This is a genomic window from Empedobacter sp. GD03739, from assembly GCF_029843245.1.
Taxonomy (GTDB): Bacteria; Bacteroidota; Bacteroidia; order Flavobacteriales; family Weeksellaceae; genus Empedobacter; species Empedobacter falsenii_B.
Map to the genome: position 1 here is coordinate 47,317 of NZ_JAOCHX010000006.1, position 18,064 is coordinate 65,380.

Here is an 18,064-nt window from a genome sequence, read left to right on the forward strand (position 1 = left end):
CCGAAGTACGAAGTAAGATATGATGACCATCGTAGCTTACCACCAGGTCAACACAAAAAAGTACACGGTTATAAATCTGCAAAACGATATGCACCAGGTCAACAAAAGAAAAATAATGGGAATTATTATAAAAAGAAAGGGCATCATAAACATCATAATGATTAAAAAAGAAAAGGATTGAACATTGTTCAATCCTTTTCTTTTTTAATATCTAAAAATTGTTTTACTCTACAACTTCCATTTCTACGTTTAATGTTCCCGAATTAATAGAACCTATAGAAGTAAACGCTGCTTTACTCAAATCCAATAAACGAGATTTTGTATGTGGTCCTCTATCGTTTATTTTTACAACAACAGATTTTCCGTTATTTGTATTGGTTACTTTGACTTTTGTACCGAATGGTAAAGTTTTGTGGGCTGCAGTTAAGTTATTTTTGTTATATAACTCGCCACTAGAAGTTTTTTTACCGTGAAATTTATCAGCATACCATGATACAATTCCACTTACTTTTTTTCCAGCTTTTTCAACAATTTCCGAAATCGCAGTGTTATCTGTTTTATTAAAATCTGAAAATTTATTGATTAAATTAAGTTTCAAATTTTTAGTTATAGTAACTGGTAACGGATTTTCTATTGAAAAGTTTGATTTTCCTTTAGCTTGAGCCATTGGGATAATCATCAGCATTACTAATAATGTTAAAATATTCTTTGTCATTCTTTAGTTCTTTCTGAATCTTTATCTAAAATAAGCATAATAGATTTTGTTTGTACATGCATAGTTTTTTCTAATGATTTTCAGAAAATAAAAGAGACCTAAATGTCTATGTTTAGTAGCTTTAGAAAGAATTGTTAACAATAAGTTAAAAATATAGTCACTTATTAAAATTTTTAAGAACTATTTGTAATTTTTATGTAAATATTTATTAGTCAGTGAGTTGTGATTTTAATCAGTAAATGTTAAATTAAATGACGCGATTAAGATGTTGATTTAAGATATTTTTTAATCCAGTAAAATGCATAATTTGTTGAAGAATTTGACTCGTTTCTTCGATTGATAATTCAGGATTTTTTGTTTGATGCATCAATTCTTTAATCACATTATCTATGTAAATAATTTTGAAGCGAAGTAAAACATCAAATAAATCTTTGTGCACAAATTCTTCTTTTTTCTTAATGTTGATGCCTTGCTTTACTGTCCAGTTTTCGCTTAAACTATGTTTTTCTAACATCATTTCCGAAGCAAGCTGTACAATTTCTGGATTGGTTAATCGAGAAAAATAAGTTCCTGTTCGCAATTCATCATTTCCCAAACCAACTTTCACTTCTTCTAAAATAGATTGATAAAGTGGATTACTCAAACTTAACTCGTTTTCATCAAATTGAGAAATGATTTCTTGGTTAACTGTTGTTTTATATAGCTCGTTGTTCTCGTTCTTCAAATCAACTTCTAAATCACCAAATTGCATAATCAACTTAATGATTTCATTTTCTACAGTTTGCTGAACATTGATGACTTCTTTTGTAGACGGAACAACCGAAATAGCAGGTTTTTTAGTTCGCGCATTATCGGTAATATGAGAAGACGAAGAAGTCGATTTATCGCCAGAATTTTGCAATTGAGCCAATTCTTTGAACAAAACTTCTTCTCGAATTTCCATAATTTTAGAAGTTTCTGCAATGTAAACCTCCTGCTTGATAATATTCGGAATAAGTGAAATCGATTTGACAATTTCTCTAATTAATTCCGCTTTTTTGATAGGATCATTCTTCGCATCTTCCAACAAAACATTTGCCTTAAAACGAATGAAATCGGAGGCATTTTCTTTTATATACGCTTCGATTTCTGTTGTCGAATGTTTTTTCGCAAACGAATCCGGATCTTCGCCCTCTGGTAACAATAGAATTTTGACATTCATTTCTTGTTCCAAAATCATATCAATTCCGCGGAAAGAAGCTTTGATACCAGCATTATCGCCATCGTACATCACAATGATGTTCTCTGTCAAACGTTTTATCAAACGAATTTGCTCATTTGTAAGTGCTGTTCCAGAACTCGCCACCACATTTTGTATTCCAGCTTGATGCAGAGACAAAACATCTGTATAACCTTCAACCAAAAAACATTGATCGGCTTTTGTAATGTGTTGCTTTGCCTGAAATAATCCGTAAAGCGTTTTACTTTTATGATAAATTTTATTTTCGGGAGAGTTTAAATATTTAGCAGCTTTGGCATCATTTCGCAAAATTCGTCCACCAAAACCTAATGTTCTACCAGAAAAACTATAAATAGGAAACATAACACGTTCGCGAAACTTATCATATTTCTTATTATCTTCTTTGAAAGTTGCTAAACCAGCTTCTTCAATTAATTCTTTCGAATAACCATTTTTTAAAGCATATTCAGCAAAAGCATCCCATTGTTTTGGCGAATAACCAAGTTCAAATTTATCGATAGTTTCTTTGGTGAAACCACGTTCACGGAAATAACTGAGACCAATTAAATTTCCTTCTTCCGAATTATGCAATTGATTAGTGAAGAATTTCTTCGCAAAATCAGTCAAGATATATAAACTTTCTCGGTCTTTTTCTTCTTGTTGTTGCTCAAAAGTATATTCACCATCTTCTTCAATCTCGATGTTATAACGTTTTGCCAGCCATCGCAACGCTTCTGGATAAGTAAATTGTTCAACTTCCATCAAAAAAGTCACAACATTTCCACCTCTTCCAGAAGAAAAATCTTTCCAGATTTGTTTGGCAGGCGAAACAACAAAAGAAGGTGTCTTTTCATTACCAAAAGGCGAGAGTCCTTTTAAGCTAGAACCTGCACGTTTTAAGGTAACAAAATCACCAACAACTTCTTCTACACGAGCTGTTTCGAAAATTATATCTATCGTTCTTTGAGAAATCAAATTGAATTATTTTTTGAGAATTATGTAAACAAATTAATTCTCAAAATTAAAACAAATTCTTTACTTGGCTTCATCTTTTCAAAACCTTTGTAGAAATGTATTTTAACATTTTTGAGATTTGGTATGATATTCGTTTATTAGACTGAAACTTGAAATTAAATTTTATGAAATCAACAATTTTAAAAATATCTTTTGCAGCAATTTTAGCAACAGGATTTTTAACATCTTGTTCTACTGTAAATAATGTGATAGGTAATACTGAAAACACAAATAACAACTCTATTTTAGGAAAATGGGAGTTGAGCCAAATCAATTTTATGAAGGCAGGTTCTATTGCAGAAGCTTATCCAATGGGAACTCCTTACCTTAATTTTATCTCGAATAGTATGTTAAATGCTTCGGATGGTTGTAACACTTTGAATGGAGGAGTTACAATTTCTGGAAATGAAATTACATTTGGTAATATGATGTCTACGATGAAAGCTTGTCAAAATGTTGAAGATTCTAATTTCAGTTCAAAATTAAATGGAAAATTAAAATACTCTATTTCAGATAATAAATTGTTATTAATTCAAGGAGATATTGTCATCATGACTTTTGTTCGTCCTGGTACTTTAGCAGGTTCTTGGGAATTAGAAGAATTTATTGGTAAAGATAGAAGTGCAAAATCAGTAGACGATCGTTTCCCAAATCAAAAACCTACATTAACATTCCAAAATAACAAGGTTTCAGGTAATGATGGATGTAATAATTTGACAGGAGCTTATGTAGCAGTAGGCAATTCATTGACAGTAAAAAACATCGCAACAACGCGTATGGCTTGTCAAGGTGTAGATTCTGATGCTTTTGGAGAGCGTTTTAATAATGTAAATAAATACGAAATTGTAGACGGAAAATTAGTTTTGTTTGCAAATGATGTTAAAACAATGGTTTTCAAGAAAAAATAATGAAATTCAATTCATAAATCATTAAAGCTGTCATTTTTTGACAGCTTTTTTATTTTTATATTTGTAGACTTTTTAAAAGGAGAGAAAGATGAAATTTCCACAAACACATCAATTAAAAGATATAGCATCAATTATCGATGCGAAATTTATTGGAGACGAAAATTTTCCAGTAGAAGGAATCAATGAAATTCACCGTGTAGAAGCGGGAGATATTGTTTTTGTTGATCATCCAAAATATTATGATAAAGCGCTACAATCGAATGCAACAATTGTTTTGATTAACAAAGAAGTTGATTGTCCAGAAGGAAAAGCTTTGTTGATTTCTGATGATCCTTTCCGTGATTTTGTCAAAATTGGACAACATTTTATGGCGTTTGAAGCTGCTACAAAACAAATTTCTGATTCTGCAGAAATAGGTGAAGGAACAATTATTCAGCCAGGCGCATTTATAGGAAATCATGTCAAAATTGGAAAAAATTGTGTGATTCATTCTAATGTTTCAATCAATGATTATGCAATTATCGGAGATAATGTAATTATTCGTTCGGGAACAGTTTTAGGAGCTGATGCATTTTACTACAAAAACCGTGAAACAGGTTTTGATCGTTTAAAATCTGTCGGAAATGTTATCATCGAAAATAATGTAGAAATTGGTGCGAATTGTACGATAGATAGAGGAGTTTCTGCTTCTACAATTATTGGTGAAGGAACAATAATGGATAATTTAATTCAGATTGGTCACGATACAATTATTGGTAAAAAATGTTTGATTGCTTCGCAAGTTGGAATTGCTGGTTGTGTAAATGTAGAAGACGAAGTTTCTATTTGGGGACAAGTTGGGATTACAAGTGGTGTAACAATCGGTACAAAAGCGGTATTATTAGCACAAGCAGGAGTTAGTAAATCTCTGGAAGGAGGAAAAACATATTTTGGTTATCCAGCTGAAGAGGCTCGAGGATTGTATAAAAAAATGGCTGTCACAGAGATAATGGTTCGCGATTACAAGAGAAAATAAAATTATCTATAGAAAATATTTTATAGCCGACCGTTTGGTCGGCTTTTTTTATGATAAATATCTTATCCTTTTTTGTCCTGTTCCAATAAAGATTTAGTGTATTTTTTACATTGAATATTTTTTAAAATGCAAAACTCCTTTTATATTTGTGTAAATTAAAAATCACAATGTCTGTATTAGTAAACAAAGATTCAAAAATAATCGTTCAAGGTTTCACAGGGAAAGAAGGAACTTTTCATGCTGAGCAAATGATTGAATATGGAACACAAGTAGTAGGTGGTGTAACTCCAGGGAAAGGAGGACAAACTCACTTAGGGTTACCAATTTTTAACACAGTAAAAGATGCTGTTGATCAAGCAGGAGCAGACGTTTCTATTATTTTCGTTCCACCAGCATTCGCTGCTGACGCTGTAATGGAAGCTGCAGAAGCAGGTATCAAAGTAATTATCTGTATTACAGAAGGTATTCCAGTAGAAGATATGGTAAAAGTACAAGCGTATGTTGATCAAAGAGATGTAACATTAATCGGGCCTAACTGTCCTGGTGTTATCACTTCTGAGGAAGCAAAAGTTGGTATTATGCCAGGTTTCATTTTCAAAAAAGGTAAAGTTGGTATCGTTTCTAAATCAGGAACTTTAACTTACGAAGCTGCTGACCAAGTTGTAAAAGCTGGTTACGGAATTTCTACAGCAATCGGAATTGGAGGAGACCCAATTATTGGAACTACAACGAAAGAAGCTGTTGAATTATTTATGAATGACCCAGAAACTGAGTGTATCGTAATGATTGGTGAAATTGGTGGACAATTAGAAGCTGAGGCTGCTCGTTGGATTAAAGTAAATGGAACTAAACCAGTTGTAGGATTTATTGCAGGACAAACTGCACCAAAAGGTCGTACAATGGGACACGCTGGAGCTATCGTTGGTGGAGCTGATGATACAGCACAAGCTAAAATGGCAATTATGGAAGAATGTGGAATCCACGTTGTTGCATCTCCTGCTGATATTGGAGCTACAGTTGCAAAAGTTTTAGGATAAGAATATTCTTAATCAAAATAGTAAAGGAACTCAAATTTGAGTTCCTTTTTTTATTTTAAAATTCTTGTTATGCAATAAATATTATATGTAATCAATACAATCAATAATACTCCTAAACACATTAGTAATAAATCAAATCGCCCTTGAAATTTATTTGAAAAATCGATTTGTATTAACTCTTTATTTTGATATTTTAAAGCTTGTATTGATATTATTTTCTTATTATTTAAATGAGAATAAAAATAAGGTTGTGCCAGTTTTTTGATTTTGTAATCATTATCCTCTTTAAAAATTTCGAATTCAATCAAATTATTTTGATGATTTGTTTTAACAAATTCATATCCATTAATTTTATTGAAATTTTCATATTGTAAGTTGAATTTTATTTGAGGATATTCTTTTAATTTAAAGATTAAATATTCTTTTCGATTTTTCCTTTTTCCACTAAAATCTATTTCTGGCTGATAAGCCATATGACCTTTAATGGTTTTGTATTCTTGTATTTTATCAGGCTGATAATTTTCTATGCTAAAAAATAAAATAAATATTATTAAAGAGGAGAAAATCAATGATGTAATTATAATATATTCTTTTTCTACAAAACTTATTTCAAAATCTTCATTCTTTTTTATTTCAGGATAATTAGTTTTTAAATAAGATAGAATCTCTCATCAAACACATATTTATTATGAACTTCTTTAATACGACAAACTATTTTATTATCAGCATACAATTGAATTAATTGTCCATTAGATTTCTTTTTATAAGAATCTTTATATTCACCGTTTGTAATACTATAGCTTGTGAAATCTATCGCTTTCTTATATACTAAATTAGTATAAATAAGTTTGTTGTTATTAAACTCATAAGACTCTTTACTATTACTAATTATAAAATAAAGTTGAACTATAATAAGTCCAGAAATTAAAAAATAATTGAAAGAGCTATAACCAATTAATATAAAAAAGAAATAGGCAACTACTGAAATTAATGTGACAATTTTCCTTAGAGCACTATCTTCCCTTGAAGGAATAAAATGGGTATTAAATATTATCATTATAAAAACTCGTCTTCATCATCAAAATCATCCTCCATTTCGTCATCATCTGGAGAATAATCTTCGATAAAAACTTTGAATAATCTTGGACAAATGATTTGCAAATTGGTTAAATTTTCATCATCCCAATCAAACTCAGGTTTTGGAGATTTTTCGGTATAAAATTTAAAACATTCTTTGTCTACAAAGTCAATAATCTTGTGTTCGAATTTTTCATAGAAAACATCATCAGCGATTAAATGAAAATCTTCAAATTCATATAAATCATCTTCGTTGAAGCCTTCGTTAAAATAATCAGCTAAATTATCAGGATTCAAAATTGCCTTTTCAAACAATTCTTGTCCTTGCGAAATAATCCAATTTTTGAAATAATAGAAATGTGTTGGATCTGTATCATCATTCATAATACAAGCTGCACACCATATTTCAGGCGAATGTAATGAATAGGAGTAGAACTCTAATCGAAGTTGAAAACCAATAATATCCTCGGCAGTTAGATCTTCTAATTCTTGTTCCAAAGCCTTTTCTTGATCTTGCAAATTATTGGCATTGAGCAAAGAATTTTCTATAATTTGCCAAAACAAATCTTCTTCGAGCATACGCGAAATGCGCTCTGAGGGAAGGGTTGAAGAGTTAAACAAATCATCTAAAAAATCCATATTTCTACTTTTTAGTTTGTATTTAGTTGGTTTTGATTCGTAAAAAATTATCTAACGTTTTATTTCTTAAACCTTTAATTGATAAAACATTTTAATAAAATCTTTTTATAATTTATAAATAAAATATGATGAAACCTATTAATTTTTAAACTATTTACAATTTTTAAGGTAATTGTTTGATTTTGTTTAAACTAAAAAAAGTCTAATTCGAAGTGGAATTAGACTTTTTGGTTTTAAATATTTTACTCAATAATATGCGGGACAAAACGACTTTTATCAGTTGTAATAAATTGGTCACTTTCGCGGAACGTAATTCCACATGATTCTTGTCCAATAATCCAACTTCCGATAATGGTATAACCTGTTTCTTCATGATGTAAATTAGCCAAAGCTTGATAAATAAAACCTTCTTCACCATATTCTCCTGAAGTTTGCTCCGAAATAGTTCCGTTTTTTACAACTTCTATATTTGCGCCTTCACGTGATAACAATGGTTTTTTGACATAATTCTTCATCTCTTTTGGTGAATCTGTATAAGCTTCTAATAATAATGGATGATCTGGATACAATTCCCATAAAATTGGTAAAATAGCTTTGTTCGAAAGAATCATTTTCCAAGCAGGTTCTATCCAATTTGCGTTGATTTCATCATTTTTGATGTTGTATGCAAACAACTCGTTCATCATCCATTCCCACGGATAAAGCTTGAAAATATCTGTAATTGGTTTTTCTTCTAAATCAACAAAATTGACATTATTCCAACCGATTTCGTCAACGTAAATTAATTTGGTATTAATTCCGGCTTGTATCGCACAATCTCTGATATATTCGATATTCGTCAAATCTTCTAACGATTCTCTCACGCAAGAAAAATGCAATGTTTCACCTTTCAAATAAGGTTTTAACATTTTCCATGTTTCAATTAATTTATCATGAACAGAATTGAATTGATCTTTCGTTTCTCCAAAATAATTTTCCATCCAAAGCCATTGTACAACACCACATTCGAACAAAGAAGTTGGTGTATCAGCATTGAATTCTAACATTTTTAATTGATCATTATCATAAGCAAAATCAAAACGTCCATAAATACTTGGCGCATCATTTTCCCATGTATCAATCAAATAAGGTTGGATAAATTTTGGAATTTTAAATTCGTCCAAACGATTATTTTGAATCACATGTTCGACAGCATTCAAGCACATTTCCCATAATTCGTTTGTCGCTTCAAAAAATTTATCCGCTTCTTTTTCTGAAATCGAATAATAATAATCTTCTACCCAATAGGTTTGTTTATTTTCGTCTGTATGATAACCAAAGCCGATATTTTCTAACCTTCCTTGCCAGTTTTCGTCAGCTTTTATTCTTTTTAATTGCATAAAATTTGTTTAAGATGAAACTGAACGAGAAGAAGCAGATTTTCCGAATCCACCACGAACAGTTTGACTTTTGTACGCTTGTGCTTTTGCAGTATTTGTTCCAACATTAGATTGTTGATGCAAACCTTGACTTGCATAGCCCATTCCGCCACCAGTTAAGCTACGAAAAGCCATAAACCACAGCAACGAACTTCCCATTCCGCCGTGATGTGAACCACCAGAATGCGACGAATAATTTGACGTGACATCTGTGTAAGGCGCAGTAGAATCTGCACGCATATATACCTTTTGCGCATTGTTTGTAACAGGCGCTTCTTCACGATTCATACACGAACTAAGAACCGAAGAAATTAACACTAAAGTCACAACTTTACTTGCTCTTTTTTCTTTTTTATTCATGATAGATTATTGAATGGTTACGTAAATAGGAATTTTAGTAGAATCGGTAGGTGTATATTGTTTGTGCGTAATCAACGTATCTACTTTTTCTGCAATCATCAAATCGTTTGACCAAATTTTTTGTTTAGTAATATGTAAAACAGAATCGCCTTTTGTTTCTGTTGTTAAAACAACTTCGCGAGCCGATTTTTTATCAATTTGTTCTAAATTCTGATTTTCGTTTTGATTAGATTGACACGCAAAAAAAGTTGTCAATGGTAGTGTTACTAAAAGTATTTTTTTCATGTTTCTTAGACTTCTAACAAAGTTACATTATTTCACAAAAAAAGCACAATTCAGAAATTCTGAATTATGCTTTTTGAAAAAGTATAGTCTTATTATTTATTATTCTAATGATTCAAAACTAATAATTCTTCTTTTTTCATAGAACCTGTTTGTTTCAATCTTGTGTGCCAAGAGAACGCTTCTTCTAAGATATGTGGCGTTTGACCACCTCTTTCTGCACAAGCTCTTTCGAAATAAGATAATAATTCACCTTTATAATCTGGATGAACACAGTTGTTGATAATTTCGATAGCTCTTTCGCGTGGTGCTAAACCTCTTAAATCGGCTAAACCTTGCTCTGTAACAATAATATCTACATCATGTTCTGTGTGATCGTGATGAGAAACCATCGGAACGATAGACGAAATATTTCCACCTTTTGCGATAGAAGCAGTAACAAAGATTGAGATAAATGCATTACGAGCAAAATCTCCAGAACCTCCAATACCATTCATCATGTGTGTACCAGAAACATGAGTTGAGTTTACGTTACCATAAATATCACACTCTAAAGATGTATTGATTCCAATAATTCCTAAACGACGAATAACTTCGGCAGAGTTAGAAATAGATTGAGGACGTAAAACAATTTTATCTTTATAATTGTCGATGTTTCCTATAACACGGTCATAACATTCTTGAGAAACTGTCATAGAAGATGCCGAAGCAAACTTCATTTTTCCAGAATCAATTAAGTCAAATGTAGAATCTTGTAAAACTTCTGAGTACATTACTAAATCTTCAAAATCAGAATGTTCTAAACCACCTAAAACAGCGTTTGCAACTTTACCAATACCACATTGTAATGGCATTAATGATTTTGTAAGACGACCTTCTTCAACTTCATTTTCGAAGAATTTCACAATGTTTTGAGCAATTGCAGCAGTCGCTTCATCAGCTGGTTGAATGTCTCCAGGAGCATCTTGAATGTCGTGAAAAACAATTCCAACAATTTTAGAAGGATCTACTTTTATTGTTTCTGTTCCAATTTTTGTATCACAAGCAGTGATGTTAATTGGTGTACGTTTCCCATATTCTTCTACACTATAAATATCGTGAATACCTTTTATATTTGTAGGGATAGACGTGTTAATCTCAATGATTAATTTGTCTGCATTTGCAGCAATTTCTGCATTATTACCGATAGAAGTTGTAGGTACTAAAGAACCATCTTCTAAAATTTCAGCAACTTCTAAAATACCTAAATTAATTTTAAATTGTCCATCTAAAATATGTTCAGCAGTTTCTCCTAAATGCTGATCGATAAATAAAACATTACCTGCATTTATATTTTTACGCATTACAGTGTCTACTTGGAATGGTAAACGTTTTTTTAATGCTCCACTTTCTACTAAAGCTGCGTCTGTACCATGTCCTAATGAAGCTCCTGTTACTAAAGTGATTTTTAAATTTTCAGATTTGGCACGCTCCGCAACAGCTTTTAATACAACTTTTGTATCGCCTCCTCTTGTAAAACCACTAGAACCAACAGTCATTCCATCTTCAAAAAATTTGGCAGACTCCTCTGCTGTCATTACTTTTGACTGTAAGTCAGTTAATTTTATTCTTTCCAACATAATGCAACTTTTTCTTTCTAATACTATTCAATAATTGTTCCCTTCTGAACGAGGGGAATTACAAATATTGGACTAATTAATAAAAAGTTAATATTAAAAATAGTCAAATAATTATCTATTTCGGACATTTTTATTTGTGTACATTATACATCATATCAAATAAATTATTATATTAGTTCGCAGATTAAAGAAACTATGAATATACATTTGGATAATAAGTTCGAAACACGATATTACTTAACCGAAATTGACAAATTACCAACCTCAATTTTCTGTTACCATAAGGAAATTTCGGAAGCATACGTGGTAGAACATAAACATAACAAAGCGCAATTTCTTTATTGTGAGGGAGGAATAGTTTATGTAAAAATAGGAAAAGATACCTTTTATTTACCTGCAAGACACTATATGTGGATACCGCCTCATGTGGAACATAGTATACACCCAAATACACCAGAGGTGATTATGAGAAATTTATATTTCCCTATTAATGAAAGTGATAATTCGTTTTATAAAAAAGTAGGAATCTATCCTGCTGATGGATTATTGTTAGAGCTTTTATTATTTTCTAACCAATGGAAAGGAGATATTGTTCCAGAAAACAGAAGCGAATATGTAATCGCACAAGCTTTTAAAGAAATATTACCTAAAGTAAGCAAAAGTAGTTTACGATTAGCTCTTCCATTACCACACGATGAACGTCTGAAAAAAATCGTTCAATTCTTAGATGATAATATGGATTCTTCGATTACAATGAAGAAAATTACAGCCGAATTCGGTTTCTCTGAACGATCATTATCACGATTATTCCAAAAAGATTTGAATATGACATTTGTTCAATATTTCACTATTTTAAGAATGTTACGCGCTTTACAATTGTTAATTGATAATACGTATTCAATCAGTGAAATTTCGACAATGGTTGGTTACAATAGTTTACCAACATTTAGTAATACATTCCAAAAAGTAATTGGAGTTCGTCCAACAGATTACTCAAAGAAAAAAGATATATTATAAATTAAGGTATGAAAATTTATCAAGTAAGTGGATTAGGCGCAAACGCAAATGCTTTTCGAAATCTACGCTTGGAACAAGATTTTGAGCAAGTTTATATTCCTTGGTTAGATCCAGAGAAAGATGAAACTTTGGCTCATTATACCGAAAGATTATTAGATAAAATAAATCCCACAGAAGATTTTCTTTTGATGGGATTATCTTTTGGTGGAATAATTGTGCAGGAAATGAATCGTTTTATTAATCCAAAACATACATTTCTGATTTCGACAGTGAAGAATAGGGCAGAGCTTCCGAAGTTATTTCGATTCTCGGCTTCTATTAATGCACATAAAATAATTCCGATGAGTTTCTTAACTTCGGATCGGACATTTTCGTACATGATGATGCGAAAATTATATTATACTGATCGAGAAAAAGATAATATTGACGATATTTTTGAGTTTCGAAACAAAGAATATTTAAGTTGGTCGATTCATAAGATTGTAAACTGGGAACATTCTACAGCTTATCATGAAGAAAATATTACACATATTCATGGTACAAAAGATATTGTTTTTCCGATTGAATATATCAAAGATGCAATACAAATAGAAGGCGGAACACATATTATGGTGATGCAAAAGCCAAAATTAGTGAGCGATGAAATAAATAAAGTATTAATCACTTTATAACTAAAAAAAGCTTGAACATTTGTTCAAGCTTTTCTGATTTTATACTTCTTCTGTTGTATTTTCTTCTTCAAAATAGCTTTTTTCTAAAGCGAAATTTTCAGCATTGATGACATCAAATTCGCCAATTTTTGTACGACGAAGTGCTGTTAAATATCCACCAGAATTGACTGCTTTTCCAAAATCAAAAGCCAAAGAACGAATGTAGGTTCCTTTGCTACAATTCACTTCAAAATCGACAAAAGGTAAATCTATTTTTGTAATTTTAAAATCGTGAATCGTTATTTTACGTGCTTTACGTTCTATTTCTTGACCTTCGCGAGCTAATTCATATAAACGTTTTCCATCTACTTTTACCGCTGAATGCATTGGCGGAAATTGTTCAATTTCTCCAACAAATTGTTTTGTTGCTTCGCGAATAATTTCTTCTGTGATATGATTTGTCGGAAAAGTTTCATTTTCTTCCGATTCTAAATCATAGGTAGGCGTTGTAACACCTAATTTAATTGTACCAGTATAAGTCTTTTCTTGCGCCTGAAATTCATCAATGCGTTTTGTCCATTTCCCTGTACAAACCAATAAAAGTCCAGTAGCTTTTGGATCTAAAGTCCCAGCATGTCCAACTTTTATTTTCTTTAAGTTATATGCTTTTCTAATGTTCCAACGAATCTTATTTACAACATCAAAAGATGTCCAATCAAGTGGTTTATCAATCAAAAAAACGTGACCTTCTTGTATTTTTTCTACATTCATCTTATTTGTGCTGAATCATTGTAGTTTCTACTGAAGCGGCATTGTCTTTTTCTGCTTGTGTTGGAGAATTATATGAGAAATAAATCAATAAAATAATTCCGATGATTATTCTGTACCACCCCCAAAATTTGAAACCATATTTTGTTAAAACTGCGATAAATGTTTTCACTGCGATTAATGCTACAATAAATGCTACAACATTTCCAATTAAGAATAATATAATATGGTTTTGATCTTGTAAAATCATTTCATAACCTTTCATTGGTGTTGCAGTATCTTCTCCCCAAGTTTTAACAAAAATAGAATAAACTGTAACCGCTAACATTGTCGGAACCGCTAAAAAGAATGAAAATTCTGCAGCTGCTTTACGCGATAAACCTTGTGTCATACCACCAATAATAGAAGCGGCAGAACGAGAAGTTCCAGGCATCATCGCCAAACATTGCCAAAAACCAATGATAATTGCTTGTTTTAATGTGATGTCTTTTTCATCATTAATTTTAGGATTTTTGAACCATTTATCTACAAATAATAAAATGATTCCTCCGAAAACTAACATTCCAGAAATAGCAACTTGATTTCCTAAAACAGCCTCGATTTTATCATCGAATAGTTTTCCTAAAATAAGTGCAGGAACAACCGCACAAGCTAATTTGATATAAAAATTGAAATTGAAATTTTTGAAGTCAAAGAATTTTTTCCAATATAAAACTACGATTGATAAAATTGCTCCAAATTGTATCGAAACTTGAAACATTTTTAAGAATTCGCTTTCTGGCATTCCCATCAAAGCTGCTGTGAATCCCATGTGTGCTGTAGAAGAAATTGGTAAATATTCGGTAAGACCTTCTATTATAGCAATTATAATTGCTTGTAAAGTATTCATTATTTTTCTTTATTCGGATTGATTAAAATGGCATAAATCTCGACGATGAAACCAACGACAACTAAAAATGGCGCTAATCTAATTCTACGAAAAGAATAGATTTCGTCGTTCCAATAATTTGCATCCCACGTTCCATCTGGTCTTGTGTTGGCATCGTGTCCTGTCATTAATAAAAATCCAAGACCAATTAGTGCAACACCAATTGCCATGAAAATGTAATTTCTTTTTCCGAATAAAAAAGTAAAACCAGCATCATTTGTAGATGCTGATTTTTTTGTTGTATCGATAGAATTTGATTTCATTAATAAAGTTGATCAGTTTTTAATCTTAAATAACGCCATGCAGCAAACAATGTACTGAAAACGGCAATAACAACTCCAATTCCAATTAAAATAAGAATAAGTGGAGTAAAACTTGGGTTCCAAAGTACTAAACCAACTTTTGTTGCTAAAATGTACCATAAGAAACCTAATCCTACAGCTGCAATAAATGCTGCTAAGAAACCTAAAACTGCGGCTTCTATCAAGAAAGGTTTTACAATAAAACGTCTACGCGCACCAACTAATTGCATTGTTTTGATGCTGAAACGTTTTGCGTAAATTTTCAGACGAATAGAGTTGTTGATTAATACAACTACAATTACTAAGAAAATAACAGCAAAAATCATAATCCAGAATGTAATTTTATTGATGCTGTGGTAAATCGTTACCATCGCTTCTTTGTCACTTTTTACTTCGTCTACAATCGGATTTTTTGCCAATACCTTATTAATAGAATCAATTTGTTCTACAGATTGTATTAATGCAGGATTCAATGTGATTTGAACTGATGCAGGGAAAATACTTTCTTCGAAGAAATCACTACCATCCGTACCCAAATCTTTTTTCGCAATTTTAGCTGCATCCTCTTTGCTGATATACTGTGTAGCTTCAACAAAAGGATACTTCACTTTCAACGAATCGATATAAGATTTCTGTAAATCAAGCTCCTTATCTTTTAATTTTGGATCTTCGACATCTTTAAAATATGCCTCGATTTTTAACTCTCTTTTTAGATGTTCTGCGTAACTTTGTGCATTAATGACAATTAAGCCGAAAATACCTAATAGAAATAAAACAAGCGAAATACTAATCACAACAGTGATGTTTGAAGATCGCAGTCTTTTTTTCTCAAATTTATCGTTCGTTTTTGACATTTGGGTTAATTTTGGGGCTAAGATAAAAAAAACTTATTTCGCAAGAAAGATATTCCGTATATATTCTACGGTAAGTTGGTTAAAGAAAACTTAAAATTTAGAATTTTTGAAAGTAAAAGCTAAAAAACATTTAGGTCAGCATTTTTTGAATGACGAAAATATTGCACGAGACATCGCCGAAGGGTTAACTTGGGAAGGCTATGATCGTGTCTTAGAAATTGGTCCAGGAATGGGCGTGTTGACAAAATATATTTTACAAGCAAAGAAAAATATAGAGGTTGTGGAGATTGATACAGAATCAGTCGAATATTTAAAAGAATATTATCAACCATTTTATCCAGGATTTAAAATTCATTCCGAAGATTTCTTGAAAATGGACTTTTCATCAAAGTTTGATGAACAAATTGCTATTTTAGGAAATTTTCCGTATAATATATCTTCGCAAATTATTTTTAAAACTTTAGAAGAGCGTTACACTGTTCCCGAAGTTTGTGGAATGTTTCAGAAAGAAGTAGCCGAACGTATCGCTTCTAAAAAAGGTACAAAAGATTATGGTATACTTTCTGTATTAGCGCAAGCTTATTATCATTGTGAATATTTGTTCACCGTTCCAGAACACGTTTTTACACCACCACCAAAAGTGAAATCGGGCGTAATTATTATGAAACGCTACCGAACAGAAATTGAAGGAATCGAACAAAAACGATTTTTTCAAGTCGTAAAAGCTGGTTTTGGACAAAGAAGAAAAACGCTTCGTAATTCGTTGAAAGCTTTGGGAATTCCTGAAGATTTAAACGATCACGAGTTTTTGAACATGCGCGCAGAGCAATTATCTGTCGAAGATTTTATTGAGTTAACGAAAAGAATGAAATAGATTATGGAGGTAAAAATTACAAAAGATTTTATTGAAGATTTAAACGAAAGTATTAATCAGCAAAATGCAAAAGCAGTTAAGGAGATGTTGCAAGATTTGCACCCCGCCGATATTGCTGAATTGTTTGATGAGCTTTCGACCAAAGAACAATCTTTTGTAATTGATTTACTCGATAATGAAATTTCTGCAGATATCCTTCTTGAATTAGAAGAAGATGATCGACGTAAATTCCTGAAAACGCTTACTGCAAAAGAAATTGCTGAAGATGTCATTAATGAGATGGATACCGATGATGCTGTTGACGTCATTAATGAGCTTTCTGATGAAAAGAAAGATGAGGTAATTGCGCAATTAGAAGATCAAGAACACGCCCGCGAAATTGTAGATCTTTTACGCTACGACGAAGATACAGCTGGAGGTTTGATGGGAAAAGAGTTGATAAAAGTCAACAAAGACTGGTCGGTAATCACAGCAGTAAAACAAATGCGAAAACAAGCTGAGGATTTAGAAGAGGTTTTCTCAATTTATGTGGTTGATGAAGATGAAAAATTACTTGGAACATTGAGTTTGAAGCGTTTGTTGACGACTTCTGCGAATACAAAAGTGGCGGATGTTTACAATGAAAAGATTCAATATGTAAAGACCTATACAAAAGATATGGAGGTTGCGAAAGTAATCGAAAAATATGATTTGTACGAAGTGCCTGTAGTAGACGAATTAATGCGTTTGGTTGGTGTAATTACGGTGGATGATGTGATTGATGTGATTCGTGAAGAAGCTGAAGAAAATTATCAATTAGCAGCCGGGATTACTCAAAATGTCGATTCTGATGATAATATCTTAAAATTAACTCGCGCTCGTTTGCCCTGGCTTTTATTGGCTTTGGTAGGTAGTTTTGTAGCTGTTAATGTGTCGCAAAGTTTTAGTGATGCGATGAATTTGTATCCGCAATTATTCTTTTTTACGCCGCTGGTTGCTGCCATGGCAGGAAATGTTGGTGTGCAATCTTCTGCTATTATTGTGCAAGGTTTGGCGAATAGTAATATTTCGGGTTCTATTTGGAAAAGATTAGGAAAAGAAATGTTATTGGCTTTATTAAATAGTACATTATTAGCTTTTGTGCTTTTATTGGCGACACATTTCTTAATGAGTACGAGTTACGAAATTTCCTCAACCATTGTATTAGCTTTAGTTATTGTGATGATTTTAGCAAGTTTGATTGGGACATTTATTCCAATTATGTTGCATAAATATGGTGTTGATCCTGCGATTGCAACAGGTCCATTTATCACAACAAGTAATGATATTTTTGGTTTGTTGATTTACTTTTCGATTGCGAAAATGATTTTAGGATTTTAAAAACTTTAA

Annotated in this window: 20 protein-coding genes; 7 read left to right on the top strand and 13 right to left on the bottom strand. The window is 31.7% G+C overall.

What is annotated here, in order from left to right; all coding sequences use genetic code 11:
• Positions 1 to 223 precede the first annotated feature (223 nt).
• Positions 224 to 715: a septal ring lytic transglycosylase RlpA family protein gene (locus N5E64_RS03440; protein WP_280035729.1), complete on the bottom strand. Its 492-nt coding sequence runs from the start codon at positions 713 to 715 to the stop codon at positions 224 to 226.
• Between the two features lie 247 nt (positions 716 to 962).
• Positions 963 to 2,909 carry a DNA primase gene (dnaG, locus tag N5E64_RS03445; protein ID WP_280035732.1) on the bottom strand — a complete coding sequence of 649 codons (1,947 nt, stop codon included), beginning with the start codon at positions 2,907 to 2,909 and terminating at the stop codon, positions 963 to 965.
• 164 nt (positions 2,910 to 3,073) lie between these two features.
• Here dnaG and N5E64_RS03450 point away from each other — a divergent pair, with 164 nt between their 5' ends.
• The 3 genes from N5E64_RS03450 (at position 3,074) to sucD (ending at position 5,908) form a co-directional block, all read left to right on the top strand.
• Positions 3,074 to 3,856: an META domain-containing protein gene (locus tag N5E64_RS03450; protein ID WP_114999482.1), complete on the top strand. Its 783-nt coding sequence runs from the start codon at positions 3,074 to 3,076 to the stop codon at positions 3,854 to 3,856.
• 88 nt (positions 3,857 to 3,944) lie between these two features.
• Positions 3,945 to 4,871 carry a UDP-3-O-(3-hydroxymyristoyl)glucosamine N-acyltransferase gene (locus N5E64_RS03455; RefSeq protein ID WP_114999484.1) on the top strand — a complete coding sequence of 309 codons (927 nt, stop codon included), beginning with the start codon at positions 3,945 to 3,947 and terminating at the stop codon, positions 4,869 to 4,871.
• A 167-nt stretch (positions 4,872 to 5,038) separates the two neighbouring features.
• Positions 5,039 to 5,908: a succinate--CoA ligase subunit alpha gene (gene sucD / locus N5E64_RS03460; RefSeq protein WP_280035736.1), complete on the top strand. Its 870-nt coding sequence runs from the start codon at positions 5,039 to 5,041 to the stop codon at positions 5,906 to 5,908.
• A gap of 50 nt (positions 5,909 to 5,958) precedes the next feature.
• On the opposite strand, the gene N5E64_RS03465 is transcribed toward sucD, so the two are convergent.
• The 7 genes from N5E64_RS03465 to N5E64_RS03495 all read right to left on the bottom strand — a co-directional run bounded on the left by N5E64_RS03465 (position 5,959) and on the right by N5E64_RS03495 (position 11,303).
• Positions 5,959 to 6,381 (bottom strand): hypothetical protein, encoded by a 423-nt coding sequence (locus tag N5E64_RS03465; protein ID WP_280035737.1) that lies wholly within the window; start codon positions 6,379 to 6,381, stop codon positions 5,959 to 5,961.
• A 176-nt stretch (positions 6,382 to 6,557) separates the two neighbouring features.
• On the bottom strand, positions 6,558 to 6,965 hold the full coding sequence (locus N5E64_RS03470; RefSeq protein ID WP_280035738.1) for a hypothetical protein: 408 nt from the start codon (positions 6,963 to 6,965) through the stop codon (positions 6,558 to 6,560).
• On the bottom strand, positions 6,965 to 7,624 hold the full coding sequence (locus N5E64_RS03475) for a DUF4240 domain-containing protein (protein ID WP_219034278.1): 660 nt from the start codon (positions 7,622 to 7,624) through the stop codon (positions 6,965 to 6,967). The genes N5E64_RS03470 and N5E64_RS03475 overlap by 1 nt, the downstream gene beginning before the upstream one ends.
• 242 nt (positions 7,625 to 7,866) lie before the next feature.
• Entirely contained in the window at positions 7,867 to 9,003 is a 1,137-nt protein-coding gene (locus N5E64_RS03480; protein ID WP_114999492.1) for a glutathionylspermidine synthase family protein, read from the bottom strand.
• A 9-nt stretch (positions 9,004 to 9,012) separates the two neighbouring features.
• On the bottom strand, positions 9,013 to 9,402 hold the full coding sequence (locus N5E64_RS03485) for a hypothetical protein (protein ID WP_114999494.1): 390 nt from the start codon (positions 9,400 to 9,402) through the stop codon (positions 9,013 to 9,015).
• Positions 9,403 to 9,408: 6 nt separating this feature from the next.
• Complete coding sequence (locus N5E64_RS03490) at positions 9,409 to 9,687, bottom strand: hypothetical protein (protein WP_280035742.1); 279 nt, start codon at positions 9,685 to 9,687, stop codon at positions 9,409 to 9,411.
• A 104-nt stretch (positions 9,688 to 9,791) separates the two neighbouring features.
• A complete protein-coding gene (locus N5E64_RS03495; RefSeq protein ID WP_221855308.1) occupies positions 9,792 to 11,303 on the bottom strand; it encodes a succinate CoA transferase in 1,512 nt (503 codons plus the stop codon).
• Between the two features lie 195 nt (positions 11,304 to 11,498).
• On the opposite strand from N5E64_RS03495, the gene N5E64_RS03500 reads away from it, so the two are divergent.
• Together N5E64_RS03500 and N5E64_RS03505 are read left to right on the top strand one after the other, a co-directional pair.
• Positions 11,499 to 12,320 carry an AraC family transcriptional regulator gene (locus N5E64_RS03500; RefSeq protein WP_180906175.1) on the top strand — a complete coding sequence of 274 codons (822 nt, stop codon included), beginning with the start codon at positions 11,499 to 11,501 and terminating at the stop codon, positions 12,318 to 12,320.
• An 8-nt stretch (positions 12,321 to 12,328) separates the two neighbouring features.
• The gene (locus N5E64_RS03505; protein WP_114999497.1) at positions 12,329 to 12,991 is read left to right on the top strand and encodes an alpha/beta fold hydrolase; all 663 of its coding nucleotides are present in this window, start codon (positions 12,329 to 12,331) and stop codon (positions 12,989 to 12,991) included.
• Positions 12,992 to 13,030: 39 nt separating this feature from the next.
• Here N5E64_RS03505 and truB read toward each other — a convergent pair whose 3' ends face one another.
• Genes truB through N5E64_RS03525 form a run of 4 tightly spaced genes read right to left on the bottom strand, consistent with a single transcriptional unit; the run spans position 13,031 to position 15,822 of the window.
• A complete protein-coding gene (gene truB / locus N5E64_RS03510) occupies positions 13,031 to 13,741 on the bottom strand; it encodes a tRNA pseudouridine(55) synthase TruB (protein WP_125349728.1) in 711 nt (236 codons plus the stop codon).
• A gap of 1 nt (position 13,742) precedes the next feature.
• A complete protein-coding gene (locus tag N5E64_RS03515) occupies positions 13,743 to 14,627 on the bottom strand; it encodes an undecaprenyl-diphosphate phosphatase (protein WP_125349727.1) in 885 nt (294 codons plus the stop codon).
• A complete protein-coding gene (locus N5E64_RS03520) occupies positions 14,627 to 14,929 on the bottom strand; it encodes a DUF3098 domain-containing protein (RefSeq protein WP_052217597.1) in 303 nt (100 codons plus the stop codon). The genes N5E64_RS03515 and N5E64_RS03520 overlap by 1 nt, the downstream gene beginning before the upstream one ends.
• Positions 14,929 to 15,822, bottom strand: coding sequence for an ABC transporter permease (locus N5E64_RS03525; RefSeq protein ID WP_114999502.1), 894 nt, complete (start codon positions 15,820 to 15,822; stop codon positions 14,929 to 14,931). Before N5E64_RS03525 ends, N5E64_RS03520 begins: the two co-directional genes overlap by 1 nt.
• A gap of 106 nt (positions 15,823 to 15,928) precedes the next feature.
• Here N5E64_RS03525 and rsmA point away from each other — a divergent pair, with 106 nt between their 5' ends.
• Positions 15,929 to 16,696: a 16S rRNA (adenine(1518)-N(6)/adenine(1519)-N(6))-dimethyltransferase RsmA gene (rsmA, locus tag N5E64_RS03530; protein ID WP_114999503.1), complete on the top strand. Its 768-nt coding sequence runs from the start codon at positions 15,929 to 15,931 to the stop codon at positions 16,694 to 16,696.
• A gap of 3 nt (positions 16,697 to 16,699) precedes the next feature.
• Positions 16,700 to 18,055, top strand: a complete 1,356-nt coding sequence (gene mgtE, locus N5E64_RS03535; RefSeq protein WP_114999505.1) for a magnesium transporter — start codon at positions 16,700 to 16,702, stop codon at positions 18,053 to 18,055.
• The last annotated feature ends 9 nt before the right edge of the window (positions 18,056 to 18,064 follow it).